Origin of the sequence: Streptomyces sp. NPDC002209, from assembly GCF_042890265.1 — a bacterium.
In the GTDB taxonomy this organism is placed as follows: Bacteria; Actinomycetota; Actinomycetes; order Streptomycetales; family Streptomycetaceae; genus Streptomyces.
Window position 1 is genome coordinate 77,396 of sequence record NZ_JBIARX010000016.1, and the last position, 25,419, is coordinate 102,814.

At 74.8% G+C, this 25,419-nt stretch carries 20 protein-coding genes; 10 read left to right on the forward strand and 10 right to left on the reverse strand.

The features are described 5' to 3' along the window. The first annotated feature begins 118 nt into the window (after positions 1-118). A complete protein-coding gene (gene surE / locus ACFYXK_RS26445) occupies positions 119-1,045 on the forward strand; it encodes a 5'/3'-nucleotidase SurE (protein ID WP_389413358.1) in 927 nt (308 codons plus the stop codon). Then, positions 1,042-2,658, forward strand: a complete 1,617-nt coding sequence (locus ACFYXK_RS26450) for a carboxylesterase/lipase family protein (RefSeq protein WP_389413359.1) — start codon at positions 1,042-1,044, stop codon at positions 2,656-2,658. Before surE ends, ACFYXK_RS26450 begins: the two co-directional genes overlap by 4 nt. 108 nt (positions 2,659-2,766) lie before the next feature. Here the strand turns inward: ACFYXK_RS26450 and ACFYXK_RS26455 are convergent, their stop codons facing one another. Further along, positions 2,767-3,837, reverse strand: a complete 1,071-nt coding sequence (locus tag ACFYXK_RS26455; RefSeq protein ID WP_389413360.1) for a DUF2330 domain-containing protein — start codon at positions 3,835-3,837, stop codon at positions 2,767-2,769. Between the two features lie 199 nt (positions 3,838-4,036). Here ACFYXK_RS26455 and ACFYXK_RS26460 point away from each other — a divergent pair, with 199 nt between their 5' ends. Beyond that, the gene (locus ACFYXK_RS26460) at positions 4,037-4,519 is read left to right on the forward strand and encodes a hypothetical protein (RefSeq protein WP_389413361.1); all 483 of its coding nucleotides are present in this window, start codon (positions 4,037-4,039) and stop codon (positions 4,517-4,519) included. Here ACFYXK_RS26460 and ACFYXK_RS26465 read toward each other — a convergent pair. Genes ACFYXK_RS26465 through ACFYXK_RS26485 form a run of 5 tightly spaced genes read right to left on the reverse strand, consistent with a single transcriptional unit; the run spans position 4,477 to position 9,302 of the window. Then, entirely contained in the window at positions 4,477-5,193 is a 717-nt protein-coding gene (locus ACFYXK_RS26465; RefSeq protein WP_389413362.1) for an HAD family hydrolase, read from the reverse strand. The genes ACFYXK_RS26460 and ACFYXK_RS26465 overlap by 43 nt on opposite strands. Further along, a complete protein-coding gene (locus tag ACFYXK_RS26470) occupies positions 5,190-6,296 on the reverse strand; it encodes an ABC transporter ATP-binding protein (RefSeq protein WP_389413363.1) in 1,107 nt (368 codons plus the stop codon). Before ACFYXK_RS26470 ends, ACFYXK_RS26465 begins: the two co-directional genes overlap by 4 nt. 5 nt (positions 6,297-6,301) lie before the next feature. Then, the gene (locus tag ACFYXK_RS26475) at positions 6,302-7,246 is read right to left on the reverse strand and encodes an ABC transporter permease (protein WP_389413364.1); all 945 of its coding nucleotides are present in this window, start codon (positions 7,244-7,246) and stop codon (positions 6,302-6,304) included. Then, entirely contained in the window at positions 7,234-8,142 is a 909-nt protein-coding gene (locus ACFYXK_RS26480) for an ABC transporter permease (protein WP_389413365.1), read from the reverse strand. Before ACFYXK_RS26480 ends, ACFYXK_RS26475 begins: the two co-directional genes overlap by 13 nt. Beyond that, positions 8,142-9,302, reverse strand: a complete 1,161-nt coding sequence (locus ACFYXK_RS26485) for an ABC transporter substrate-binding protein (protein WP_389413366.1) — start codon at positions 9,300-9,302, stop codon at positions 8,142-8,144. The genes ACFYXK_RS26480 and ACFYXK_RS26485 overlap by 1 nt, the downstream gene beginning before the upstream one ends. Positions 9,303-9,545: 243 nt before the next feature. Here ACFYXK_RS26485 and ACFYXK_RS26490 point away from each other — a divergent pair, with 243 nt between their 5' ends. Continuing rightward, on the forward strand, positions 9,546-10,292 hold the full coding sequence (locus tag ACFYXK_RS26490) for a GntR family transcriptional regulator (RefSeq protein WP_389413367.1): 747 nt from the start codon (positions 9,546-9,548) through the stop codon (positions 10,290-10,292). A gap of 16 nt (positions 10,293-10,308) precedes the next feature. Here the strand turns inward: ACFYXK_RS26490 and ACFYXK_RS26495 are convergent, their stop codons facing one another. Next, positions 10,309-11,181 carry an NAD-dependent epimerase/dehydratase family protein gene (locus ACFYXK_RS26495; RefSeq protein WP_389413368.1) on the reverse strand — a complete coding sequence of 291 codons (873 nt, stop codon included), beginning with the start codon at positions 11,179-11,181 and terminating at the stop codon, positions 10,309-10,311. Positions 11,182-11,252: 71 nt separating this feature from the next. Here ACFYXK_RS26495 and ACFYXK_RS26500 point away from each other — a divergent pair, with 71 nt between their 5' ends. Further along, positions 11,253-12,140, forward strand: coding sequence for a LysR family transcriptional regulator (locus ACFYXK_RS26500; protein WP_389413369.1), 888 nt, complete (start codon positions 11,253-11,255; stop codon positions 12,138-12,140). After that, positions 12,137-13,822, forward strand: coding sequence for a hypothetical protein (locus ACFYXK_RS26505; RefSeq protein ID WP_389413370.1), 1,686 nt, complete (start codon positions 12,137-12,139; stop codon positions 13,820-13,822). The genes ACFYXK_RS26500 and ACFYXK_RS26505 overlap by 4 nt, the downstream gene beginning before the upstream one ends. On the opposite strand, the gene ACFYXK_RS26510 is transcribed toward ACFYXK_RS26505, so the two are convergent. After that, on the reverse strand, positions 13,740-14,453 hold the full coding sequence (locus ACFYXK_RS26510) for a hypothetical protein (RefSeq protein WP_389413371.1): 714 nt from the start codon (positions 14,451-14,453) through the stop codon (positions 13,740-13,742). The two genes, ACFYXK_RS26505 and ACFYXK_RS26510, sit on opposite strands and share 83 nt — an antisense overlap. 98 nt (positions 14,454-14,551) lie before the next feature. Then, entirely contained in the window at positions 14,552-15,262 is a 711-nt protein-coding gene (locus ACFYXK_RS26515; protein WP_389413372.1) for an ABC transporter ATP-binding protein, read from the reverse strand. 180 nt (positions 15,263-15,442) lie between these two features. Between ACFYXK_RS26515 and ACFYXK_RS26520 the strand changes: the two genes are divergently transcribed. The 4 genes from ACFYXK_RS26520 to ACFYXK_RS26535 all read left to right on the forward strand — a co-directional run bounded on the left by ACFYXK_RS26520 (position 15,443) and on the right by ACFYXK_RS26535 (position 24,157). Then, positions 15,443-18,730, forward strand: a complete 3,288-nt coding sequence (locus tag ACFYXK_RS26520; RefSeq protein ID WP_389413373.1) for an FtsX-like permease family protein — start codon at positions 15,443-15,445, stop codon at positions 18,728-18,730. Continuing rightward, the gene (locus ACFYXK_RS26525; RefSeq protein WP_389413374.1) at positions 18,727-21,522 is read left to right on the forward strand and encodes a hypothetical protein; all 2,796 of its coding nucleotides are present in this window, start codon (positions 18,727-18,729) and stop codon (positions 21,520-21,522) included. Before ACFYXK_RS26520 ends, ACFYXK_RS26525 begins: the two co-directional genes overlap by 4 nt. After that, positions 21,519-22,484, forward strand: coding sequence for an ABC transporter ATP-binding protein (locus ACFYXK_RS26530; protein WP_389413375.1), 966 nt, complete (start codon positions 21,519-21,521; stop codon positions 22,482-22,484). The genes ACFYXK_RS26525 and ACFYXK_RS26530 overlap by 4 nt, the downstream gene beginning before the upstream one ends. Before the next feature lie 158 nt (positions 22,485-22,642). After that, positions 22,643-24,157, forward strand: a complete 1,515-nt coding sequence (locus ACFYXK_RS26535) for a condensation domain-containing protein (RefSeq protein WP_389413376.1) — start codon at positions 22,643-22,645, stop codon at positions 24,155-24,157. 18 nt (positions 24,158-24,175) lie between these two features. Here ACFYXK_RS26535 and ACFYXK_RS26540 read toward each other — a convergent pair whose 3' ends face one another. Further along, positions 24,176-25,396 (reverse strand): RNA polymerase sigma factor, encoded by a 1,221-nt coding sequence (locus ACFYXK_RS26540; RefSeq protein WP_389413377.1) that lies wholly within the window; start codon positions 25,394-25,396, stop codon positions 24,176-24,178. Positions 25,397-25,419: the final 23 nt, after the last annotated feature.

Sequence of the window (25,419 nt, forward strand, 5' to 3'; positions counted from 1 at the left end):
CCGGTTCGAACTCCGGCGGGCACATGCCGAGGGTCGTGTGCCCGCCGGTCCTGCACCACACCCTCCTCGCACCACCCCTACCGCACCCTCGCCTTCCTCCCCTCCCAAGGAGTTCTCTGTGAGACGCAAGCGAGTTCTGCCGCCGACCGTGTTCATCGTGTGCACCGCAGCCCTCGCGGGTACGGCGCCCGCGGTCGCCTCGCCGCAGACCGCGCCCGCAGCGAGTACGGCGGCGCCCGCGGCCCCGCTGCGGATCCTGCTCACGAACGACGACGGCTACAACGCGCCCGGCATCCGCAAGGCGTTCGACCGGCTGACCGCCGCCGGACACGACGTCACCATCGTCGCCCCGCTCACCAATCAGAGCGGCACCGGCACGAAGATGATGAGCGCCCCCACCGTCGCGGTGAAACACCCCGAGCCGAAGGTGTGGGCGGTGGACGGCACGCCCGGGGACTCCGTCGCCTTCGGCCTCTCCGAGGTCTTCGAGGGACACGCCCCCGACCTGGTGGTCTCCGGAACGAACTTCGGCCCGAACGTGGCCGGTCTCGCCACCCACTCCGGTACGGTCGGCGGCGCAGTCGCCGCCCTCGAGAGCGGCGTCCCGGCGATCGCGCTGAGCACGGGCGGCATGGCCGCGCCCGATCCGACCGCCACCGTCAACGCGATGGACCCCACCATGGACTTCGCGGTGAAGCTGATCGACCGGCTGCGCAGCCGGGCGAAGTCGGGCCCGCTGCTGCCGAAGGGCGTCGGCCTGAACGTCAACCACCCGATCGTCGGCGCGGACGGCAAGGGCACCGCGTCCGGTGTGGCGGCGACCTTCCAGGACCCGCAGGCCCCGCTCCAGGCGGACTACACCGACTCCGGGGACGGCACCTGGAAGGTGACCGTACAGGTGCGCCCGCAGCCGGCCGCCAAGGGCGGTGACGTGGAGGCGGTGAGTGCGGGCAAGATCGCCGTCAGCCCGATGAACGCCGACTGGAACACCGGGCCGGCCGACTTCGCGGTCACCTCGGCCCTGATCGCCGGGCTCCGCCCATGAGGCGGCCGCGTACGGCACGGTCGCTGCTGGCCGCCGCCTGTGCGCTGGCGGCCCTGCTCGCCCCGGCGCTCCCCGCGGCGGCAGCCACGGCGGCCCCGTCCGGCGGTTCTGCGCGCCCGCAGGCCACCGTCGCGCAGGGCGTCCTGCGCGGGCAAGGCCATGACGGCACCGGCGGCGGCGCGCAGGAGTTCCTCGGCGTCCCCTACGCCGCTCCCCCGGTCGGGGAGGCACGGCTGCGCGCGCCGCAGCAGCCGCGCCGCTGGACCGGGGTCCGGGAGGCGGTCCGACAGGCCCCGGCGTGCCTGCAGTTCTCGCCGTTCGGGCTGCGTGATCCGCAGGCCGTCAGCGAGGACTGCCTGTACCTCGACGTGTACCGGCCCCGCACGGCCCGTGCCGGGGACCGGCTGCCGGTGATCGTGTGGCTGCACGGGGGTGCGTACAGCCAGGGCACGGGCACGCAGTTCGGCGGCCGCACCATGGCCGATCTCACCGGCAGTGTCGTCGTCAGCATCAACTACCGCCTGGGGCAGCTCGGTTATCTCGGGCTGCCCGAGCTCGCCGGGGAGGATCCGCAGCGTTCCGGCTCCTTCGGGCTGATGGACCAGATGGCCGCGCTGCGCTGGACCCGGGAGAACATCTCCGCGTTCGGCGGGAACCCCGGGAACGTCACGGTCTCCGGTCAGTCGGCGGGCAGCGGTTCCGTCTGTGCGCTGCTGGCCGCGCCGTCTGCGGCCGGGCTGTTCCACCGGGCGGTGCTGCAGAGCGGGCCGTGCACGCTGCTGCGTCCGCCGGACGGCGCGCAGGCCGCGTCGCAGGCGCGGGCCTTCGCCGCGGCCGCGGGCTGTACGGATCCGGCCGCGGCTGCCGGATGCCTGCGGGCCGCGTCCGGGGCGGCGCTGATCGAGGCGGCCCGTACGGTGCCCACCTCGGGTCCGGCGTCCGGCGACGGGCTGCTGCCGGTCGATCCGGCGACGGCCATCGGGAGCGGGCACTGGAACAAGGTGCCGGTGCTGATCGGGAGCACCCGGTCCGAGGCGCGCCTGTTCGTCGCCCTGACCCAGCCGTACCTGACGCAGGAGCAGTACACGGCGCAGGTCCTGGCGGGGTACGGGGCGGCCGGTCCGGAGGTGCTCGCCCGGTATCCGGTGTCGGCGTACGGGTCGCCGTACCTGGCGCTGTCGGCGGTCACGACGGACTCGACGTTCGCCTGCCAGACGGCGTGGACGGCGCAGCTGTTCGCCTCGCAAGTGCCCACGTACTTCTATGAGTTCGACGATCCGAACTCGCCGACGCTGGCGGGGGCGCAGGTGCCCGGTCTCGACGAGTCGAACGCGCACAGTGCGGAGCTGGCGTATCTGCACGACTTCACCATGGGCGACCGGCCGCTGACCGCGGAGCAGGTCGCGCTCGCGACACGGATGAAGCGCTACTGGGGTGCGTTCGCTCGCTACGGCGTCCCGGCGGCGGCGGGGCAGACGGCGTGGCCTGCGACCGGGGCCGGGGCCGCTGCCACGGTGCTCACCCTCGGCCCCGCGGCGACGCGGACCGGGACCTCGTTCGGGTCGGACCACCAGTGCGCGTTCTGGCGGACGCAGCCGCCCCGGCCGGTGTAGGTCCGGCCTGGCGCAGTGGATACGGGGGCGGCCGCGGCCCGGGATCTCGAGGATCCCGGTGCCGCGGCCGCGCTGCGCCTCGGCCGAGCGGTCCCCGAAGCCGCCCGGTCAGGCGCTCGTGCTGCGGGACCTGCGGCGGCGCAGGGTGAACGTGCCCGCCGCGAGGGCCACGAGGACGGCCCCGACGGTCAGCATCCAGGCCGGGATCCCGCCGACGGTGAGCAGTTCGCCGGTGTAGATCACCTTGCGGTACGGGGTGTCGGCGGCGGTGGCGCGCAGTTCGTGGTCGCCGTCGATGCGGCCCGGCTGCGGGAACTCCTGGTCGATCGCCGTCAGGAACGCCGGCTTGCCGCCGGTGAGCGGGGCGAGAGCGCCCTCCGGGGTGACCGTGCCGGCGAAGGTGACCTTCGGCTTCGCGCCGCCGATCGGGGAGGCGGGCTCCATGCGGTGGTCGGCCAGGATGTACAGCCCGAGGGACTGCGGGGTCTTGGCCAGCCGGGACAGCCGCATCGGATAGACCAGCCGGTCGCTGTCGAAGCGGATCTTCAGTGGGTCGAGGGCGCCCGTCAGGGTCTTGCCCTGCTGCCGGGGGGCGAGGCGTACGGCCACGTACTCCCACTTCTGGTCGACGTACGGCTTCAGCTCGGCGGTGAGGCCGTCGGGCAGCTTGAAGCCGTTGGTCTCCAGCCAGTTGCGCAGTGCGCCGGGGTCGGTCGCGGTGAGGCGTGCGACGTCGAAGTCGCCGAGCTGCTCGCGGCCGACGACGCCGACCGAGGGGTCACCGGCGCCGGGCGCTGCGGCTCCCACGGAGTCGCCCGTGGCGGCGGAGAACGGCCAGTCCCGGTCGCGCGGCCAGAAGTGGCTGCGGGTCTTGAACTCGGGCCGGGTCAGCCAGGTCAGCTGCCGGAACATCTCCCCGTCGCCCAGCTCCACCGTGGCCCGTCCGGGTACCGGCATGATCCAGGCCGCCCGCGGGGCGTCCCCGCGGACGACGAACCGCATCACGATCTGTTCCGTGCGGCCGTCGAAGCGCACGACGGAGGTCTCCCGTTCGACGCCGATCCGGGCGTAGCCCTCGGGGATCATCGCGCCGCAGCCGCAGGCGTACGCCGGGCTGATCAGGGATCCCAGCTGTGTCGCGAGCAGGGCCAGCAGCAGGGTGGCAATTCTTCGTTTCATCCACACGGGGTCTCAGACGTGGGCCCCCGTGATCCGGTTCCGGCCAAGATCCGGGACGCGTTCCGGCACGCGGTGCGGGACCTGGTTCGGGACCCGGTTCGGGGCTCGCTCCGGGCCCCGCTCCCGGTCCTGGTCACGGGGCCGTTCCGACTGGCGGAACCCCCTGGTCAGGCCGGTTCCCGATCCCCATACTGCTCGCATGAGAGGGACGGACAACACGCCGCGCAGCAGCCCCCTGGTGCCCGACGCGGTGGGGGCGGAGATCGCCCGGCACGACTGGGAGAGCGTCACGTGCGGCTGCGGCCGCAGCGCCGGGCATCTCGTGGACACCTTGTGGGCGGCCGCCGAGGGACATCCGGCCGCCTTCCGCGCGTTGGAGGGCCACGCCTTCCTGTCCGGCCGTCTGCACCCGCCCGCTCCGGCGGTGTGCGGGGTGCTGATGGCCGTCTGGTCGGCGGGCCCGCCGCGGCTGTCCACCCGTGAGGCCCTGCTGTGGACACTGCTGTCCCTGCTCGGCGCCGAGGACGACGGATCCGCGTACGAGGCCGGGCTGTACGGGCAGTGCGCGGCGTTCGTCCGTGCCGGTCTGCCCTCGCTGCGCCGCGCGGCGGCCGCCGCTCCGGGCTCCGTGTCGGCCGCCTACGTGGACGGCGTGGTGGAGCTGCTCGGCCTGGGTTCCTGACGGTCCTGCCGCGGGACGCCAGCGGCGGTAAGGCAGCGCCGCAGCAGTTCCGGGGTGACGTCCTCCAGGGACTGCGCGAAGGTGCGTACGGGCGTGGCCGGCACCTCCAGCAGCGACGGCACCACCAGTACCCCGCACCCGGCGGCCTCCGCGGAGGCCGCGCCGTCCGGTGAGTCCTCCACCGCCACGCAGTCCCGTACGTCGGCGCCGAACCGCTCGGCGGCGCTCCGGTACGGGTCCGGGTGCGGCTTCGTCCGGTCGGTGTCGTCGGCGGACAGGGTGAACGCGAACGGGACGTGGGCCAGCGAACCGCCGACGACCGAGTCGACGACCAGCCGCGGCGAGGCGCTGACCAGGGCGAAGGGCACGCCCTCGGCCTCGAGCGCGGTCAGCAGGTGCTGGGCGCCGGGCCGCATCGGCGCCCCGGCCTCGACGCGGCGGAAGAAGTCCGCGGTCAGGGCCTGCGCCACCTCGGACGGATCTCCCCCTCCGCAGACCCGTACGAGGTGGGCGGCGGTGTCCTCGACGGCCCGGCCGACGACCTCGGGCGCGTCCGCGCCGGTGAGTTCGTGGCCGAGGCCCTGCGCGATCCGCTCGGTGGTCCGCCACCACAGCACCTCGGTGTCGACCAGGGTGCCGTCCATGTCGAACAGGACTGCGGCGAGGCCGGTCACGCGGACCGGGCCACGACGAGCACCGGACGCTCGGCCAGGCCGACGGCGGCCCGCGCACCCGGCGCCAGCTCGCCCGCGTCCCGCGAGGGCAGGTCCGCCTTGACGCGGGTACCGCCGGGCAGTTCGAGGTGGAGCCTGGTCACCGCGCCGAAGAAGGACGCGGAGACCACGGTGGCCGTGCCCCCGGGGTCGGCGGTCGCGGTGACGTTCTCGGGCCGGACCAGCACCTCCACCTCCCGCGTCGCCGTCGGGACCGGGCCGTCGACGGGCAGCCGGGAGCCGGCCACCTCCACCAGGCCGGTGTCGGTGAGCCGCCCGGGCAGCCGGTTCATCGTGCCGACGAACTCGGCGACGAACGGCGTCGCGGGGCGCTCGTACAGCTCGGCCGGGGCGGCGCACTGCTCGAGGCGGCCCGCGTTCAGGACGGCGACCCGGTCGGCCATCGACAGCGCCTCCTCCTGGTCGTGCGTGACGAACACGGTGGTGATGCCGAGGGAGAGCTGGAGCCTGCGGATCTCGTCGCGCAGGTTGGCGCGTACCTTGGCGTCGAGCGCGGAGAGCGGCTCGTCGAGCAGCAGCACGCGCGGGCGCAGGGCCAGGGCGCGGGCGAGTGCGACCCGCTGCTGCTGGCCGCCCGACATCTGGTGCGGGTAGCGGTCGCCGTGGTCCGGGAGGCCGACCAGGTCGAGGAGTTCGGCGGCGCGCTCGCGGCGCTCGGCCGCGCCGACCTTGCGTACGCGCAGGCCGAAGGCCACGTTGTCGCGGGCGCTGAGGTTCGGGAAGAGGCTGTACGACTGGAACACCATTCCGGCGTCGCGCCGGTTGGCCGGTACGCGGGTGATGTCCTGTCCGTCGACCAGGACTTCACCGGAGTCGGGCTGTTCGAAGCCCGCTACCACGCGCAGTGCGGTGGTCTTTCCGCAGCCCGACGGGCCGAGCAGGGCGACGAGTTCGCCCGGCTCGATGGTCAGGTCGAGCCCGTCGAGGGCGACGGTGGTGCCGAACGCCCGCCGCAGACCGCGGAATTCGACGCGCGCGCCCACGGAGGCTGCGCAGTCATCGGAACCCTCGGACTGCCTGGCCGCGGGAAGGGTGGTGGACATGGAGGTCAGGACTCCTTGTGGGAGGTGGGGGACGTACGGGGGGCGGAGGACACCGTGGCGGGGTTGGTCCCGGCCCGCGACAGGACGAGCAGCAGCAGCCAGGTGATGAGCAGGCTGAGGATGGAGACGGCGACCGACATCCGGGCGTGGGCTCCGGAGATCGTGACGATCCACACGGCGAAGGGCCTGAAGCCCAGCAGGGAGGCGATGGTGAACTCGCCGAGGACCAGGGCCAGCGTGAGGAAGGCGGCTCCGGCGAGCGAGGACCGCAGGTTGGGCAGCAGCACGCGCAGGACCACGTACGGCCAGCTCGCGCCGCAGCTGCGGGCGGCCTCGACCAGCGTCGGCACGTCGATGGCGCGCAGCCCCGCGTCGAGCGAGCGGTAGACGAAGGGCAGCGCCAGCACGGTGTACGCGAGGACCAGGACGACCGGGAACTGCTCGTTCTGCACGGCCAGGAAGGTCTGGTAGAAGGGCGTGCGCGACAGGTGCTCGGGGCCCCAGCGCAGCACGGTGGTGATACCGGTGACCAGTGCGATCGGCGGGACCACCAGCGGCAGCATGCACATCACCTCCACGACCGGGCGCAGCCGCGGCGAGCCGAGCCGTACGGCGACCAGCGCGGGCACGGCGAGCAGCAGCGACAGCGCGATGGTGGCGGCGGCCAGCCCGAGGGAGAGCAGCATGCTCTCGGTGAACCCGTCCGCGGAGAGCAGCTGGGTGTACGCCTCGAAGCTGACGCCCTGGCCGGGCACGTGCACGGTGAAGACGAAGGAGGCGATGAGCGGGACGAGGAAGTACGCGCCCGCCAGCAGGAGTACGGCTCCGCGCCAGACCCGGGGACGGGGGCGGCGGCGCGGCCCGCGGGCCGGGGCCTGCGGTGTGGAGCCGGCGGGCGCCGCCCCGGTGTCCGGGGCGGTCGGTGCGGGCGTCGGGGTCATCGCAGCCATCGGGCGCTCCGTCGCTGGAGGGGCAGGTAGACCGCCATGACGAGGCCGGCGATCAGGATCATGTCGAGGCCGAGGGCGAGCGCCACGTTCTCCTGTCCGGTCAGTACGTTGCCGGACAGCGCGTCGGCGATCTTCAGCGTGACCAGCGGTACGGAGCCGCCGACGAGGGCCGCGGCCGTGGCGTGCGCGGCGAACGCGGTGCCGAAGAGCAGCACGAACCCGCCGAGCAGCGAGGGCGCGAGGACGGGCAGCCCGACGTGGCGCCAGAACTGCCATCCGGTGGCCCCGTTGTTCTGGGCGGCTTCGCGCCATTGCGGGCGCAGTCCGTCCAGCGCCGGGGCGATCACGAGCACCATGAGCGGGATCAGGAAGTACAGGTAGACCACGGCGAGGCCGGTGAAGGAGTAGAGGCTCCAGCCGAGGCTCGTGAGGTCGGCGAGCTGAGTGACGACTCCGGAGATGCCGACGGTGGCGATGAACGCGAACGCGAGCGGCACGCCGCCGAAGTTGGCGAGGACGCCGGAGGCGGTCAGCGCGGCACTGCGCAGGGCCTGGGAGCGGGAGGTGACCACCGCCTGGGCGATCAGGACCCCGAGCAGGCCGCCTACGACCGCGGTGAGGGCGGAGAGCTGCACGCTGCCGATGAGCGAGCCGAGGTAGGGGCCCTGGAGCGAGCGCGCGAGGTGCTCGCCGGTCACCTGGGTGGCGCCGCTCGACGGGTCGGTCCGGGTGACCGCGCCGAAGGCGATGGCGCCGAGCGGGACGCCGAAGCAGAGCCCGGTGAAGACGAGGAGCGGGAGGGCGGCGAGCCAGGTGCGCGGGCCGCGCCGCCGGCGGCGGCTGGTGCTGCCGCCGGCGGTGCCCTCCGGGTGGGAGGCGGGGGTGGAGGGGGACATCAGGAGAGGGCCTTGTCCCACTTCTCGGCGAGGGTGGCCTTGGCCTTGTCCAGCTCCGCGGAGGCGGGGAAGGCCGGGGTGCCCTGGATCTGCGGGAGCGCCGCGGCGGCGCCCTTGTCGACGGTGCCGTCCTGGGTCATGAACGGGAGCAGGACCGGGCGGGCGTGGCCCTTCAGCCACAGGTTCTGGCCCTCGGCGCTGTACAGGAACTCCATCCACAGGCGGGCGGCCGCCGGGTTGGGGGCCTCCTTGTTGATGGCCTGCGAGTAGTACTGGGCGTAGACGCCGTCGGTGGGGACGGCGACCTTCCAGTCGACGCCCTTGCCCTTGAACTGCTCGGCGTAGCCGGCGTTCAGGTAGTCCCAGTCGATGGAGATGGGCGTCTCACCCTTCTCGACGGTGGCCGGGGTGGACTCGACCGGGATGAAGTTACCGCTCTTGCGCAGCTGCCCGAAGAAGTCGATGCCGGGCTGGACGTCCGCGAACGAGCCCTTGTTGGCGAGGGCGGCCGCGTAGACGCCGCCGAAGGCCGAACCGGACTTGGTCGGGTTGCCGTTGAGGGCGACCTTGCCCTTGTACTCGGGCTTCTGCAGGTCCGCGAAGGTCGTCGGGCAGTTCGGGATCCTGGCCGCGTCGCAGCCGATGGAGATGTAGCCGCCGTAGTCGTTGTACCAGCGGCCGTCGGCGTCCTTCTGGCCGGCCGGGATCTTGTCCCAGGCGGTGACCTTGTACGGGGCGAACAGGTTCTCGCCGGCTCCGCTGCGCGCGAAGGCGATGCCGAGGTCCATGACGTCGGGGGCGCGCTTCTGGCCCTTGCGGGACTTCACGGCGGCGATCTCGTCGGAGCTGGAGGCGTCCGGGTTCTCGCTGTTGACCTTGATCTTGTACTTGGCCTCGAAGGCCTTGATGATCTCGCCGTAGTTCGCCCAGTCCGGCGGCAGCGCGATGACGTTGAGCTGGCCTTCCTTCTGGGCGGCCGCGACGAGGGCGTCCATGCCGCCGAGGTCGGTGAGCGAGACGGCGGCGCCCGGCTGGACCTTGGACTTGCCGTCGGCAGCACCGGCGGCCTGGTCCGGAGCGGCGCCACACGCGCTGAGCGTGGTGAGGACGGCGGCGCTGAGCAGTACGGCTGCACCACGGCGGGCGGAGGAACTGAGCACGGTCTCTCCCGGAGACGGGTTCCTGACGGGGGTCTACTTGTCTGAACAAGTTGGCTCCAGTTCGCCCGGCCTCGCTGTACGGACGGTGAACGGGGGCTGGACCGCGGGGCACGGCTCGACGAAGAGACGAGAATGACCGAAAGAAGCCGTGACAGGAGAGGTGTAATGATCTTCGGGGCCTAGGTCGGCGGGCAGTTCGGGATACGGTCGTCGGCAGATTCGACAGCGAGGGGGCGGCACGCGATGGGCACGGTCCGGTACCTGGAGATCGCCGGTGCACTGCGCACGGCGATCCTGTCCGGCGAGTACGCCGTGGGCGCCCAGCTGCCCTCGGAGAGCGATCTGGCCGCCCGCTGGTCCGCCTCGCGCGGAACCGTCCGGCAGGCGGTGGCCACGCTCGCCGCGGAGGGGCTGATCGGTTCCCGGCAGGGCGCCCGGAGGATCGTCCTGCGCCACGAGCGCCGGCACAGCTTCGGCGAGCTGAACAGCTTCGCCCAGTGGGCCGAAGGGCTCGGCCAGGAGGTCACCAGCCGCTTCCTCTCCCGGGTGCGCCGGCCGGCCACCGCCGAGGAGGCGGAGCGGCTCGCGCTCGCGCCGGGCACCGTGGTCCTCTACGTCGTACGGCTGCGGTTCCTCGACGGGGAGCCCACCATGGTGGAGCGGACCGCGTACGCCGACTGGGTCGCGGCCGCGGTCGAGGCGATGGCGGACGACGTCCGCTCGGTGATGGACGGCCTCGCGCACGGCTCCGGGATCGTCGCCCACTACGGCGAGCACCTCATCGACGCACTTCCGGCCGGCAGCGAGGACGCCCGGCTGCTGGAGATCCGGCGCGGCAGCCCGCTGCTGCGCCAGCGGCACGTTTCCGCCACCGCCACCGGTCGCCCGATCGAGTGGACGGACGACCGCTACCGCGCAGGGAGCGTCACCTTCAGTGTGAGCAACTCCGCGGTAGCCACCCCCTTGGAGCGCCGTACGGGCGACGGGTGAGGGTGCGGGTGCGGGGTCAGCGGGCGGCCTCGCCGAGCTGCTCGGCGAGCTCTTCGGCGATCGCCCCGGGCAGCCAGTCCGCGACCCGGCCGAAGCCGAAACCCAGGCCGACGGCCCGGCTGTTGTCCAGGGCGTAGGCGCGATCGAAGGAGAACGGCGAGGCGGGGGCGCCCTGTTCGACGATCCGGTGGCGCGCGGGGCGGCCGACCCGGTCGGCGACCAGCCCGCACAACCCGAGGACGTCGAGCGCTCCGTGGGAGGCGGCGTCGACCGCACCGGTGAAGGACTGCCCGGCCGTCCACTGCAGGAAGCGGGCGATCTCCCGGTGGTGGATGAAAGAGGTGGCCTGCGGGGCGGCGTGGACGTCCACCGGGGCCCCGGCCGCGATCCGCCCGACGTAGTGCGCGAGGCGCCCGGTGAACTCCTCCCGGCCGCCGCCGAGGACGTGCGCGGTCCGTACGGCGGCGAAGCCGAAGGGGCTGCCGCCCTCCGGGCCGTCGCCCTCCCCCGCACCGCGCAGGACGGCCTCGGCCTGCCGCTTGCCCTCGGCGTAGGCGCGGGCCTCGGGGGTGGGCGGCGCGGGGTCGTAGACCTCCATCGTGGAAGTCATCACGTACCGCGCGGTCCGGCCCGCGAAGACCCGGCGGGCGACGGCGGCCTGCCGCGGCGTGTAGCAGACCTGGTCGACGACGGTGTCGAAGGTGCGCGAGCCCAGGGCGTCGAGCAGCTGCGCCGCGTCGTCGCGGTCGGCGACGAGACGGCCCACGCCGGGCGGCGGGGCGGCGGAGCCGCGGTTGAGGACGGTCACCTCGTCGCCCGCGTCGCGCAGGAGGGTGACCAGGTGCTTTCCGAAGTACCGGCTTCCGCCGATCACAAGAATCTTCTGCATGGCTTCGACTGTGCCGCTGTATCGTCCCCAGCGGAACCGATCACCTGCTGAACGGGTATGAAGGAAAACTGATGATCGATGTGCAGCGGCTTCGCATCCTGCGCGCCGTCGCCGAGCACGGCAGCTTCAACAAGGCGGCCGGGGCCCTGCGGCTGACCCCGTCGGCCGTCTCGCAGCACATCGCCTCGCTGGAGCGGAGCCTGGGCCACCCGGTGGCGGTGCGCAGCACCCGCGGGGTCACCCTGACCGAGCCGGGGCGGCTGCTGGTGGAGGCGGCGGAGACGATCTCCGCCGAGCTGGACCAGGTCCGCCACGAGATCGACCGGCTGACGGCGGGGCGGCCCCGGCTGACGGTCGCCACGTTCACCAGCGGCGGCCGTCATCTGCTGCCCGCGGCGCTGGCCCGGTTCGTGGCTGCGCACCCGGATGTCGAGCTGACCGTACGGGAGGCCGAACCGGAGGCCGCGGTGCCGTTGGTGCGCAGCGGCGGCGCCGACCTCGCCCTGACCTATCACTTCGACGGCCCGCTGCCCTTGCAGGCCGGGCTCGACTGGACGCCGCTGATGGACGATCCGCTGTGGCTCGTGCTGCCGAGCGGGCACCGGCTCGCCGGCCGCGACTCGCTGGGCCTCGCCGAACTGGCCGCCGACCGCTGGGTGCTCGGCTGCCTGAAGACGGAGGCGTACCTGCGCAGGTACGCGGCGCTCGCCGGCTTCGACCTCCGGGTGGCGGCCTCCACCACCGACTACTTCTTCGCGCAGACCCTGGTCGCCGCGGGTGTGGGGGTCGCGCTGATCCCGCACGTGTCGCTGGCCCCCACGGCCTCGCTCACGGTCGTACGGGTCGAACCTCCGCGCCCCGCACGCCACATCGGGGTGGTCACCCCGCGCCGGCGGCGCCCCCACCCGTACGCGCAGGCGCTGACGGCGGCTCTGGCCGGGGCGGCGGTGGAGCGGTGAGCGGGCACCTGCTGGCCGGTCTCGCCGCCAACCCGGCGCTGCCGGCCGAGCTGCTCGCCCGGCTGATCGAGCGACTGCTCGCGCGTTCGGCCTCGGGCCCGGACGAGAGCCCGGAGGAGGCGGACGCGGAGCTCGCCCGGGTCCTGAGCGAACGCCCGGACCTCGGGCCCGCCCGGGTGGCCGCGCTCGCCGCGTGCGACGAGGACGCCGCACTGCATCTCGCCCGTGCGGGCCTGCTGGACGCCGCCGGTGTGGATCCGGCGGCCCGGCCGGCCGTGGCCCTCGCCCTGCTGGACGAGGGCGCCGGACCGCCCGGCTGGGCCCGCCTGCTGGCAGCCCATCCGGACCGGGAGATCCGCCGACGGCTGGCCTCCGTGCCCGGTCTCCCGCTCGATGTGTCGGAGGCGCTGGCCGCCGATCCGGATGTCGAGGTGGTCGCGGAGCTGGCCCTGTGGACCACCGAGCCGTCCGTCGCGGGGCCCCTCGCGGCGCATCCGCATGCCGAGGTGCGCCGGGGGGCCGCGTCCAACGAGGCCACCCCGCCCGCCGCACTGGCCGCGCTGATCACCGGCGAGGGGCTCGCTCCGGCGCGCTCCTGCCTGGTCTGCGACCGCGAGGAGATCCCCTTCACGCACGATCCGTACTGCCCCCGGACGGACTGCGACCTGCGCGGCGGCGCGGCTTGCGCGGGTGGGCACGAGTCCACCCTGCACGAGATCCGGCAGCAGGCCGCGCGCAACCCTGCCACGCCCACGGCCGCCGCGGCCTCCCTCGCCGACCATCCGTCCCTGCTGATCCGCTGGGCGCTGGCCGAACGGACCGACCTGTCCCAGGAGTTGTACGCCCGGCTCGCCGAGGACCCGATTCCGGGGGTGCGGTCCGAGGTGGCCGAGAACCCCGCGATCGGCGAACCCCTGATCCGGGCCCTGGCCGCCCGCTGCGGGAAGGGCGGGAAGAACGCAAAGGGCGGAGCCGGCGGGGACGAGGTCGCCCACAGCCTCGCCCGGCACCCGCGGCTGCCGCTCGACGTCCTCGCGCACCTGGCCCGGGAGACCCGGATCGGGCCGGCCCTGTTGCCGCGGATCGCCGGCGCCGTGCCCGCCGAGCTCGCGCAGGCCGCCGCGTCGGCGGATGCCCGCGTACGGATGCTCGTGGCCCAACGGCGCGATCTGGAGCCCGAATTGCGCGACACCCTGGCGGCCGACACGGATGCGGCGGTGGTCAAGGCCGTCGCCCCGCACCCCGGCCTGTCCGAGGAGCAGCTGCGCGCCATGGTCGGGCTGCACGGCGTACGGGTCCTCGCGCGGGTGGCGGCCAACCCGGGCGCCCCGCCGGCCCTGCTGGAGGAGCTGGCCCGGCACGATCCGCCGGTGCGGCGGGCCTTCCGCGAGATCGCCGGCCACCCGAACGCGACGGCCGGGGCGCTCCTGCCCGCCCTCGCCGACGAGAGGGCCCGGCCGCGAGCCGCCCGCCACCCGGCCCTGCCCGCGGCGGTCCTGGCCGATCTCATCACCGACCCCGATCCCGAGGTGGCGCGGGCGGCGGCCGCCAACCCTTCGCTTCCGGTCGACGTGATGACGGACCTGCTCGGGGACCTGCTCAACCACCGGTGGGGGGAACGGGACGGGGCGTCAGACCGCCGCCCGTCAGGGCCTCGACCGGGGCGCCCGCCTCGAGGGTGACGGGGATGCCTCCGGTGGCCGCCTCCAGGCGCGCCTTGTACTCCTTCGACGCGGCGCCTTCGGCGGAGGTGCTGACGGTGATCCCGGTCGCGCCGGCGCTCGCGTGCCCGGTGTAGACGGGGAAACGGTCCTTCAGCTGGAAGGCCTTCTCGACCGCGGCCATGAGCCTGCGGTGCGTGTACGGGCTGAGATAGAGGTCTGCCCGGCCCGGGTCGGCCTCCGGATCGGCCGCGTGCACCGCCTCCAGCAGCTTGCGGCCGCGGGCGAGGTCGGTGACGCAGAGGACCACCCGGCCCGGGGGCTGGTCGGTGATCTGCGTGGCGTAGACGTCGGCGAACGCGCCGTACCCCTGCTTGCCGATGGCCGCCGACAGGCGTGCCCCCTCAGGGGTGTTGCCCTGGCTCCGGTCGGTGGCGGTCGGCTCGGCGCCGCGGGCGGTGACGTCGAGCGCGGGACACCGCCCGTCCTGCGCCGGCGCGGGGCTGCCGGGGGCCGGCGCGGTGCTGCCGGGCGCGGGCGGAGGCGTGGCGGCCGGAGCGGCCGGTGCGGCCCGTCCGCAGCCGGTGAGCAGTACGGCGGCGGTCACGGCGGCCGTGCAGGCGTGCTGTGCGACAGTGCGGCGGAGCATCATCGGTGTCCCCCCTCGCGAACCGGTGCCGGTCGGCACCTCTGGAACGCCTGGCCCGCCGCAGCGGTTCCGCGCACCCCGAGGCCGGCTCGGAACGCCGCTCAGGCGCCCGGGTCGTCGACGATCCGGCCGTCGCGCAACTCCACCACGCGGTCGGCGAGTTCGATCAGGTTCTGGTCGTGGGTGGCGACCAGGACGGTGACGCCCTCGCTGCGCACCACCGCGCGCAGCAGCTGCATGATCGAGCGGCCGGTCTCGGAGTCGAGCTGGCCGGTCGGCTCGTCCGCGATGATCAGGGCCGGCTCGTTGGCCAGGGCGCGGGCGACGGCGACCCGTTGCTGCTGTCCGCCGGAGAGCTCGCCGGGGCGCTGGTCCATGTGGTCGGCCAGGCCCACCAGGGCCAGCAGGGTCCGGGCGCGCTCCTCGCGCTGCTGCGCCGGCACCTTGCGCATCCGCATCGGGATGCCGACGTTCTCGAGGGCGGTCAGTACGGGGATCAGCCCGAAGGACTGGAAGACGAAGCCGATCCGGTCGCGGCGCAGGGCGAGCAGTGCGGCCTCGTCCAGCCCGGCGAGATCGGTGCCGTCGAGCGTGACGGTGCCGCCGGTCGGGGTGTCGAGACCGCCGACCAGATTGAGCACGGTGGTCTTGCCGGAGCCGGACCGGCCCTTGAGGGCGGTGAGTTCGCCGCGGCGAATCTCGAACGACACCCCGCGCAGCGCGTGGACGGCCCTGGGTCCGCTGCCGAAGCTCCGGTGGAGGTCCCGCACCGTCACCATGGCTGCCGGTGTGCCGTTCTGATGCTGCGTCATGCTCAGGTTCTCCCTGGAATCGGCCCGGCGGACACCGTCTGACATCCCGCCCTTTCGCATTTGCTCATCCGTCACATCATTCACGCAAGTCCCTTCCGGTCCCTTCCGCTCGGCATTCGAATCTGACAGCATCGTCCGCTATCCGGTGCCAACGGTCCGGATGGGGGAGGAAAACGGCACATGCTCGGCTTCGTCGTGCGCCGGCTCCGGGGGCGGCTGCCGCTCGCCGCCGCCGTACTGCTGACCGTACTGATCACCACGACCGTGCTGACCGCACTGCTCGCGTTCAACCGCAGCGTGGGCGAGGCCGGGCTGCGCCGGGCGCTCCAGGCACCGGGCCAGACCCGGACCACCGTCCTGGTCACCGGCGAGCATCCGGCGGCCGCGCGCGGCAAGGACGACGCGGCCGTACGGGCCTTCTCCGACGAGGTGTTCGGCCGGCTGCCGGTCACCGTCGAGAGCGTGGCGCGCAGCCGCTCGTACGGGCTGCCCGGCGTGCGCGCCCCCGGCCGGGAGGCCGATCTGACCCTGCTCGCGGCCCTCGCCCGGGACCGCGTGCGCCTGGTCTCCGGGCAGTGGCCCGAGCCGGCCGCCGCGCCGGGCGGCCGGGTGCAGGCGGCCGTCCCTCAGGCGGCCCTGACCCGGCTCGGGCTGGCGCCGGGCGCGCTCCCCGCCGAGGTCCGCCTCGACGACCGGTACGGCGGCGCCCCGCTCACCGTGGTGGTCACGGGCGTGTACCGTGCGGCCGACCCCGACGCCGCGTACTGGCGGCTCGACCCGCTCGGCGGCCGGGAGTTCCAGGTCGGCGGTTTCACCACGTACGGACCGCTGCTCGTGGACGACACCGTCTTCGGCGCCGGCGGGCTCGTGCAGAACGGCCGCGACTCCCTCCTCACCGCCGACTTCGCCACCGCCCGCGTCGCCGAGACCGGGGCGCTGCGGACCCGCGCCGCCGACGCCGCGGACGCCCTCCCCGGCGCCTCGGGGCTCCACGCCAGGACCGAACTGCCGGAGCTGCTCGGCGAGCTGGAGTCCGGGCTGCTCGTCGCCCGGTCCACGCTGCTGGTCGGCGCACTGCAGCTCACCGTCCTGGCCGCGGCCGCACTGCTGCTCGTCTCCCACCTCCTGACGGGCCGGCAGGAGACCGAGCGCCTGCTGCTCGCCGCACGCGGCGCCTCCCGGCGCCGCCTCGGAACCCTCACCGCGGCGGAAGGCCTGCTGCTCGCGTTGCCGGCCGCCGTCCTCGCACCCCTGCTCACGCCGCCGCTACTGCGGCTGCTCGCCGACTTCGGACCGCTGTCCCGGGTGCCGCTGGACAGCTCCGGGACCTGGCTGCTGTGGCCGGTCGCGGCGGGCTGCGCCCTCGCCTGCGTCCTGCTGACCGCGCTGCCCGCCGTACTGCGCGGGGCGGCGGCCGCGGCCCTGCGCCACGCGCGCGGGCGGCAGCTGCTCACCGCGCGCGCCACCCGTTCCGGGGCGGACCTCGCGCTGGTGGCGCTGGCCGCCCTCGCGTACCAGCAGCTGTCCCGGTACCACGACGCCGGGCACGGGACCGGCCGGCCCGGGGGCTCCGGCGCGTCCGGCGCTCTGGGCATCGACCCGGTGCTGGTCGCCGCGCCGAGCCTCGCACTGTGCGCCGGCACCCTGCTGGTGCTGCGGATCCTGCCGTTCGCCGCCGCCCGGCTGGGCGGGCGGCTCGCGGCGCGCGGGCGCGGCCTCGGCCCGGCGCTGGTCGGCTGGCAGCTGGCCCGGCGGCCCGCTCGCGCCACCGGTCCGGTGCTGCTCCTCGTCCTCGCCGTCTCCAGCGGGGTCCTGGCCCTCGGCCAGCACAGCGCGTGGTCCGCCTCCCAGCGCGACCAGGCCGACTTCGCCACCGCGGGCGGGCTGCGGATCTCCGGCGCCGATCTGTCGGCCATGGGCCAGGGCGGCCGGTACTCGGCGCTGCCCGGCGGCGAGCGGGTGATGCCGGTGATCCGCGAGCAGCAGGAGCTGGTGGGCGGTACTCCCGCGGAGTTGCTCGCGCTGGATGCCAGGGCCGTGGCGGAACGGGTGCCGCTGCGGCGCGATCTGCGGGACGGGCGCCCGATGGCCGAACTGTTCGCCCCGCTCGCCGCCGGCGCGGGAACCGCGGGTGCGGGCGGCATCGCGCTGCCCGGCACGCCCGTGCGGATCGACGTCGACGTGACGCTGCGCGGGGAGCACGGCGGCAACCCCGGCATCTCGCTGCTGCTGCGCGACCGGTTCGGCCTCACCTTCCGGACACCGGTGATGACGATCCCCGCCGACGGCGAGACCACCCTCTCCGCGCATCTGGGCGCCCTGACCGACGCCCCCATCGGGTCGGCCGCCGCGCCGCTGAGCCTCGTCGGCATGACGGTCGGATACTCCGCCCTGGTGCCGGAGGCCTGGGAGTTCCGGCCGTCCGCCGGAGAGCTGGCCGTCCGCCGGATCTCCGTCTCCGACACGGCGGGCGGCGCGGCCGTCGCCCTCCCCCCGTCCGCGCCGGCCGGCTGGCAGCTGTCGGCGCCGAGCCTCAAGGACGGGGCCGCCGCGGTGCCGCTGCCGGGCGCCGCCGACGGCTCGGAGCTGTTGCGGATGAGCTACCACGGCGGGACCGACGCCCCGGGCGGCATCGGCGTCATGCTGACCCCCGCCGGCACGCCGCCGGCCGCCGGCGAGCTCCCGGGCATCGCCACGCCCGGCTACCTGGCCGGTGTGGGAGCGAAGGTGGGCGATACCATCCCCGTCCGGTTCGGCGGCTCGACGCTACGGGTCCGGGTGACCGCGGCCGTGAGCTCGCTGCCCGTGGCAGGGGACACCGCGCTGGCCGTCGATCTGGCCGCCCTGGGCCGGATGTTCGCGGCCGAGAACGGGCGCGCGCTGCCACCGCCCACCGAGTGGTGGCTCCCGGCGGCCTCCGCCGACGACCCGCGCCCCGCACGGGCGGCCGCCGAACTGCGCTCCGGCGCCGGCCTGCAGAAGGTGGAGCTGCGCGAGGAGGTGGCCGCCGCACTGCTCGGCGATCCGCTGAGCGCGGGCCCGCAGGGCGCGCTGGCCGCCCTCGCCGTCGTGTGTGCGGTGCTCGCCGCGATCGGCTTCGCGGCCTCGTCCGCGGCGGCCGCGCGGGAGCGGACCCGGGAGTTCACCGTGCTGTCGGCGCTCGGTGCGCCCCGGCGGAGCCTGGCCCGTACGGCTGCCGCCGAGGGTCTGGTCCTGGTCGGCCTCGGCAGTGCCGTGGGGGTGGGGCTGGGCGCCGCGATCGTCCACCTGGTCGTGCCGCTGATGGTGCTGACTCCGGCCGGCCGCCGCCCGCTGCCACCCGTGGTGGTGGATCTTCCGGACGGCCGGACGCTGCTGCTGGCCGCCGCGATCGCCTTGCTTCCGCTGCTGTCGGCCCTGGCCGGCGGCCGACGTGACCAGAGCGCCCGGGGCATCGCCGCCCGGCTGCGGTACGTGGAGGAGATATGACCAGCCCGGCCGCACCGGACGCCGGCACGGCGCCCGAGTCCCCGCCCGGCACCGCGCCCGGCGCCCGGCCCGCCACCGCCTCCCGGTCCGGTATCCGCCGGGCGCCCTGGGTGCGCACCCGACTGAGTGCGGCGCCGCTGACCGCGCTGCTCGCCGCCGCGCTGGCCTTCGTCACCGTGCTGCTGTCGGCCGCCCTGCCGCGCGCCATGGACCGCGGCGCCGATCAGGGGCTGCGGGCCTTCCTCCACGACCGCGGCGCGAGCGCGACGAGCGTGCTGGTCGCCTCCCCCGCGCAGGACGGGCCGCAGAGCCCGCAGGGCCTGGACACGGCGCTGGCCGCCCTGCTCGCCCGGACCGGCCCCGGATACCGCATCGCGCCGAGCGGGCCGGTGTACGGCGCCCGGGGCGTCAAGCCGCGCTCCCTCGACAATCCCGAACTGGCCCGCCCCGAGGGCGTCTCGCCGGTTCTCCACCTGATGCACGTGCACGGGGCCGAGGAGCACGTACGCCTCGTGGAGGGGCGCTGGCCGGGCGGCGGGAGGTCGGACGGCCCGGTCCCCGTCGCGCTGCCGCAGCAGACGGCGCAGACCCTCGGCGCCAAGGTCGGCACGGTGCTGCGGGGCTCCTCCGCCACCTCCGAAGGCATGAGCGCCGAGGTCGTCGGCCTCTACGCCGCGCACGACGACGCGGACGTCTTCTGGACCGACCTGCCCTGCCCCACCCACGCCTGTCAGCGGTACACCCGCAAGCCGCTGCCGGAGATGTACTGGGAGGCCGCCGGCCTCGTCGGCCCGGACGACCTCGCCCGGCTCGGCGCATGGGGCGGGCAGGCCGAGGAGTTCTGGCGGCTCCCGGTGGACACGGACGCGCTCCGGGCCGATCAACTGCCCGCCACCGGACGCCGGATCGCCGCGTACATGGCCGGCCAGACCGCCACCGACCTGGCGCAGGCCACGGGCCGGCCCAGGCTCCGGATCAGTTCCGCGCTGCCGGCGCTCCTCACCCAGGCGCGGGCCCGGGAAGCGGCCGCCGCGCCGCTCGCCGCGATCGGCCCGGCGGGGGTCGCCGGGGTGGCCGTCGTGGTGTTCTGCCTGGCCGGCGCGCTCACCGGGGACCGGCGCGAGGCCGAGCTGCGGCTGCTGCACGCCCGCGGCGGGTCCCGCCGCGGCATCCTGCTGCGCCTGCTCGGCGAGGGAGCCGTCACCGTCCTGCCGGCCGCCGCCCTCGCCACCGCGCTGGCCGTCCTGCTGCTGCCCACCCCGCGCTGGACGGCCACCCTGCTCGCCGCATCGGCCGCCGCGCTGTTCGCGCTGCTCGCCTTCCCCGTACGGGCCGCCGCGATGCTGTCCGCACGGCGCGGCCCGCGCCCCCGGCGCAGGCCGGCCGGCGAGCTGCTCGTCCTCGTCGCAACCGCCGCCGCCGTGTTCGAGGTCCGGCTGCGCGGGGTCGCCCCGGCCGGGGAGGGCGTGGACCCGCTGCTGGTCGCCGCCCCGCTGCTGCTCGCCCTGTGCGGGGGCCTGATCCTGGCACGGCTCGTACCCGCCCTCGTCGGAGCGCTGGCCTGGCTCGCCGGACGGCGGTCCGGACTCATCGGCTTCCTCGGGCTGGCCCGCGCCGCACGCGGCGCCGGCGGCCGGCGCCGCCCCTCCGTACTGCCGGTGGTCGCCCTGCTGCTCGCGATCACCACGGGAGGCTTCGGGGCCGCCGTCCTCGCCACCGTGGACAGCGCCAGGACCGAGGTGGCGCGGGTGAACGTGGGCGGTGACGCGCAGATCACCGCACCCTACGGGGAGATGCTGCCGCAGTCCCTCCTCGAGGCCGCCGCCGCACTGCCCGGGGTACGGCTGTCCGTACCGGTGTGGACGGACGACGACGCGTTCGTCTCCGGCACCGAGCAGGGTTCCACCAAGGTGCGGGTGGTCGTCGCCGATCCGGTGACGTACGCGCAGCTGGCCCGGGCCGTGGGGTCGGGCGGGTTCGACCCGGCCCGGCTGGCGGGCGGCGGTGCCGGAGCGCCCGTACCCGCCCTGTTCAGCCGTGACTTCGCCCGGCTGGCCGGCCCCGGCCCGCACGAGCTGCACCTCGACAACTCCGTGTCGTTGCCGGTCAAGGGGGCGGGAGTGGTCGAGGACACGCCCGCCCTGCCGGGCGTCGGCGGCTCCTTCCTCGTGCTGCCGGCCGGCCCGGCCACGGCGGCGGCAGCCCAGACGACCCACCCGACCCGGTGGTTCGCCCTCGGCTCCCCCGGCAAGGCCGCGCTGGACGAGCTGGTCCGCGCCGCGCCCCGCGGCCCCGCCTTCGAGGGCTGGGCCGTGCACACCAGCGCCGACGAGAACGCCCGGCTGGCGCGCGACCCGCTGGGGCGCTCGGCCGCCCGGCTGTTCTGGGCGTCGGTGGCCGGCGCGGGGGGCCTCGCCCTGCTGGCCGTCCTGCTCACCATGGTCCGGGCCGCGCCCGAACGGGCCGCGCTGCTCGCACGGTTGCGCACCATGGGCCTGCGCCCCCGGCAGGGCGTGGCGCTGATCCTGACGGAGGCGCTGCCCCAGGCCCTGGCCGCCGCACTGGGCGGCGCCCTGGTCGCGGCGGCCGCCGTGGCCCTGCTGGGTCCGGCCGTGGACCTGTCCGCACTGGTCGGCTCGCGTGCGCACACCGGGGTACGGCCGGCCGTGTGGCCCGTTGTGGCACAGGCCCTGATCCTGGCCGGGCTGGTCGCGGCGGCCGTGCTCGCCGAGGCGGCCGTGACCGGGCGGCGCCAGATCACCACCGAGTTGAGAGCGGGAGACCAGCGTTGAACAGCGACCAGCCGACCTACGAAGAGCTGCGCCGGCAGGCCCTGGCCGCCGCCGAGCCCCGGAGCATCGGGGCGGACACGGCGATCGCCTGTGACCGCCTGGTCCGGATCTTCAGCAGCGACGGCATCGAGGTGCAGGCCCTGCAGGGGCTGGAGCTGACCGTCGCCCGAGGGGATCTGGTGGCCCTCGTGGGTGCCTCCGGCAGCGGCAAGTCCACCCTGCTCAACATCCTGGCGGGCCTGGACGTGCCCACCGCGGGCACCGCGACCGTCGGCGGCTACAACCTGCTGGAGATGTCCGCGAAGGACACCCTGCGCTACCGCCGCGAGGCGGTCGGCTTCGTCTGGCAGCAGACCGCCCGCAACCTTCTGCCCTTCCTGACGGCAGCTCAGAACGTCGCGGTGCCGCTCCAGTTGGGGGGCGGCGGCGGGCGTGGTGCGGCGAAGCGCCATGCCGCGCGGGTCGCCGACCTGCTCGAGGCACTCGGGATCGGCCACCTCGCCGACCGCCGCCCCGCGCAGTTGTCCGGCGGCGAGCAGCAGCGCGTGGCCGTCGCCGTCGCCATGGCCAACAACCCGCCGGTCCTCCTCGCGGACGAGCCCACCGGCGAGCTCGACTCCGAGACCGGCGCCGCGATCTTCGAGGCGTTCCGCACCGTGAACCGGGAGCTCGGCGCCACGGTCGTGATCGTGACGCACGACCCGCTCGTCGCGGGCGAGGTCCGCCGTACGGTGGCCATCCGCGACGGCCGCACCAGCAGCGAAGTACTGCGCCGCACGGTCACGGACGAGCACGGCGCGGAGTCGGTGAGCGAGCGCGAGTACGTGATGCTGGACCGGACCGGCCGCGTGCAGCTCCCGTACAAGTTCCTGGAGGCCCTCGGCATGGAGCACCGCGTGGCGGTCGACCTGGCCCCGGACCACATCGAGATCCGCCCCGACTCCGCGCGGGACCCGGCCTGAGCCGGGTGCGGCCGCCCCGACCCGGACCCGAACCGGCCGGTCGGCCGCCCCCGTACGGCATGCGCGGGCGCAGGGTGAACGAACAGGTGGGCGTCACTTCCGTGGGGCGGGTGTCGTTAGGGGCTCGGGGTTGACTCTGGGGGCGAAGGGATGACGGAATGCGGCAGTTTCCTCTGGAGATGCACCACATGGCACCCGGACGGGTCGTCGAGTGGCGGTTGCGGTCCACGGCCGGGGCGGCGGCGGACGCCGGCGCCGCGGGCGGTGCGCCGGGCGGTGCAGCGAGCGATGCGGCGGGCCGGAGGGCTTCGTTCAACCAGGACAAGCACTTCACCGTCGCCGAGGAGAGCCGCGGCGCCGACGACCCGGTGGCGTCCTGGGTCGCGGTCACCTTCGAGGTCGCGGGTGCCCTCGACGAGCAGGCCCTGACCCGTGCCCTGCTGGCCTTCGTACGCCGGCACGAGGTGCTGCGGTGCGAGTTCCGGCGTCTTGCGGGCGAGTTGGCGTGCGAGCCCATCGATGCCGGCGAACTCGCCCTCGACTCCGCTCCCGTGGCCTCCTTCGAGTCCTCCGAGGCCCTGCGCGGCTTCCTCGCCGAGCGGTTCACACGCAGCATCGACACCCTCTCGTGGCCGCTGTTCACGATGGGCGCCGTCCTGCGCGAGGACTCCGCGACCGTCTACCTGGCCTTCGACCACATCGTCTGCGACGGCCTGTCGATGCCGATCGTCGTCCAGGAGGTGCAGAACGCGTACGAGGCGCTGCTCCGCGGCGAGGACATCGATCTGCCGCCCGCGCCGAGCTACCTCGACTTCGCCGAGGAGCAGCGCCGCCGCTACCTCTCCATCGACGCCGACGACGAACGCCTCGGCTACTGGAAGTCGTTCATGGCGCGCAGCGGCGGCGAGTTCTTCCCCCGGTTCCCGCTCGAACTCGGCGTGGAGCCGGACCGGATGTACCCGATCGTCAACGAGGCCTCGACGCTGCTGGACGCCGCCGAGGCCGAGGTGTTCGAGAAGGCCTGCCGGGCCGTCGACGGCAAGCCGTTCATGGGGGTCCTCGCCGCCGTCGCGGTCTGTCTGCGCGAGGCGGGCGGTCCGGGCGTGTACCGGGGCTTCATGCCGCTCAGCGAGCGCGGCCGGGGCGGCTGGGCGAACTCGGTGGGCTGGTTCGTCAACACCCTGCCCATCGAGTTCGACGCCTCGCCCGGCCGGGACTTCGCCCAGGTCATCGCGGCGGTCCGGACCGGGTTCGGCGAGATGATGAAGCACATCGACGTGCCGTTCGTCCGGGCCTGGCAGCTGCTGGCGCCCACCGAGTTCGCCGCCCGCTCCTGGCCGTACCCGGTGAACTTCTTCTCGTACATCGACGTCCGCAAGTGTCCCGGCGCCGATCGGCACGAGGACTGGCGGCCGACCTCGCACGTGTGGTCGGCGCGCGCCAACGGCGCCTGCTCCTGGTTCCAGCGGGACACGGACGGCCTGCACATGAACTCGCTCTACGTCGACACCGCCGCCGCACGCCGGACCATGGACGACTTCCAGGAGGCGCTGCGCCAGACGGTCCGGGAGATCGCCCGGCACGGCGCGTTCCGCCGGCCGATCGCGCTGACCTCGCCGCGCCGCGCCGCGGGCACCCCGCTCGGCGCGGCCCCGTACGCGCGCCGCCCCTGAGATGCCGGCCGCCCGTGTTCACGCGCGGGCGGCACGCCCCAGCAGCAGCGCCTGTTCCCGTGCGTTGCGGGTGAGCGAGGCGGCGCGTTCGAACTCCGCCCTGGCCTCCTCCCGGCGGCCCAGCCGCTCCAGCAGGTCGCCCCGTACGCTCGGCAGCAGGTGGTAGGCGCGCAGGGCCGGCTCCTCCGCCAGGGCGTCGACCAGCGGGAGCGCCGCTTCCGGGCCCTCGGCCATCGAGACGGCGACCGCCCGGTTGAGTTCCACGACCGGTGACGGAACCAGCTCGACGAGCCGTCCGTACAGGGTGGCGATCGTCGCCCAGTCCGTGTCCTCGTAGCGGACGGCCTCCGCATGGCAGCCGGCGATCGCGGCCTGGACGGAGTACGGGCCGCTGCCCGCGTGCTGCATCGCCAGGGCGCCGCGGCGGATCAGCATCCGGTTCCACTGGGACCGGTTCTGGTCGGCGAGCAGTACGGGCTCGCCGTCGGGGCCGGTGCGGGCGGAGATCCGGGAGGCCTGGAACTCCAGCAGGGCCGCCAGTCCGTGCACCTCGGGCTCCTCGGGCATCAGGGCGGCCAGTACGCGGGCCAGGCGCAGGGCGTCCTCGCACAGGGCGGGGCGGACGAGGTCGTCGCCGGCGGTCGCCGCATAGCCCTCGTTGAAGATCAGGTAGATGACCTCCAGGACCGAGGCGAGCCGCTCCTCGCGGTCGGTTCCGTACGGGACCTCGAAGGGCACGTCCGCCTTGGCGAGCGCCCGCTTCGCCCGGACGATGCGCTGGGCGACGGCCGGCTCCGAGGCCAGGAAGGCGCGGGCGATCTCCTGGGTGGTCAGTCCGCCCATCAGGCGCAGGGTGAGCGCGATCCGGGCCTCGGTGGCCAGGACGGGATGGCAGGCGGTGAAGATCAGCCGCAGCAGGTCGTCGTCGATGTCGTCCGGGGCCGACGGCTCGGCGGGCGGCGGCACGTCCTCCAGGGTCCGGCCGACCTCGGCCAGCTTGCGGGCGTACGTCTCCTTGCGGCGGACGAGGTCGATCGCGCGGTGTTTGGCGGTGGCCATGAGCCAGGCGCCCGGCTTGTCCGGGACACCCGACTCCGGCCACCGTTCCAGGGCGGCGACCAGCGCGTCCTGGGCGATCTCCTCGGCGATGCCGAGGTCGCGCACGATGCGCGCGACACCGGCGATGATCCGCGCCGACTCGATCCGGAACACCGCTTCGACCGCCTGGGTCGCACTCACTGCCGTCACGGCCACCCATCAGA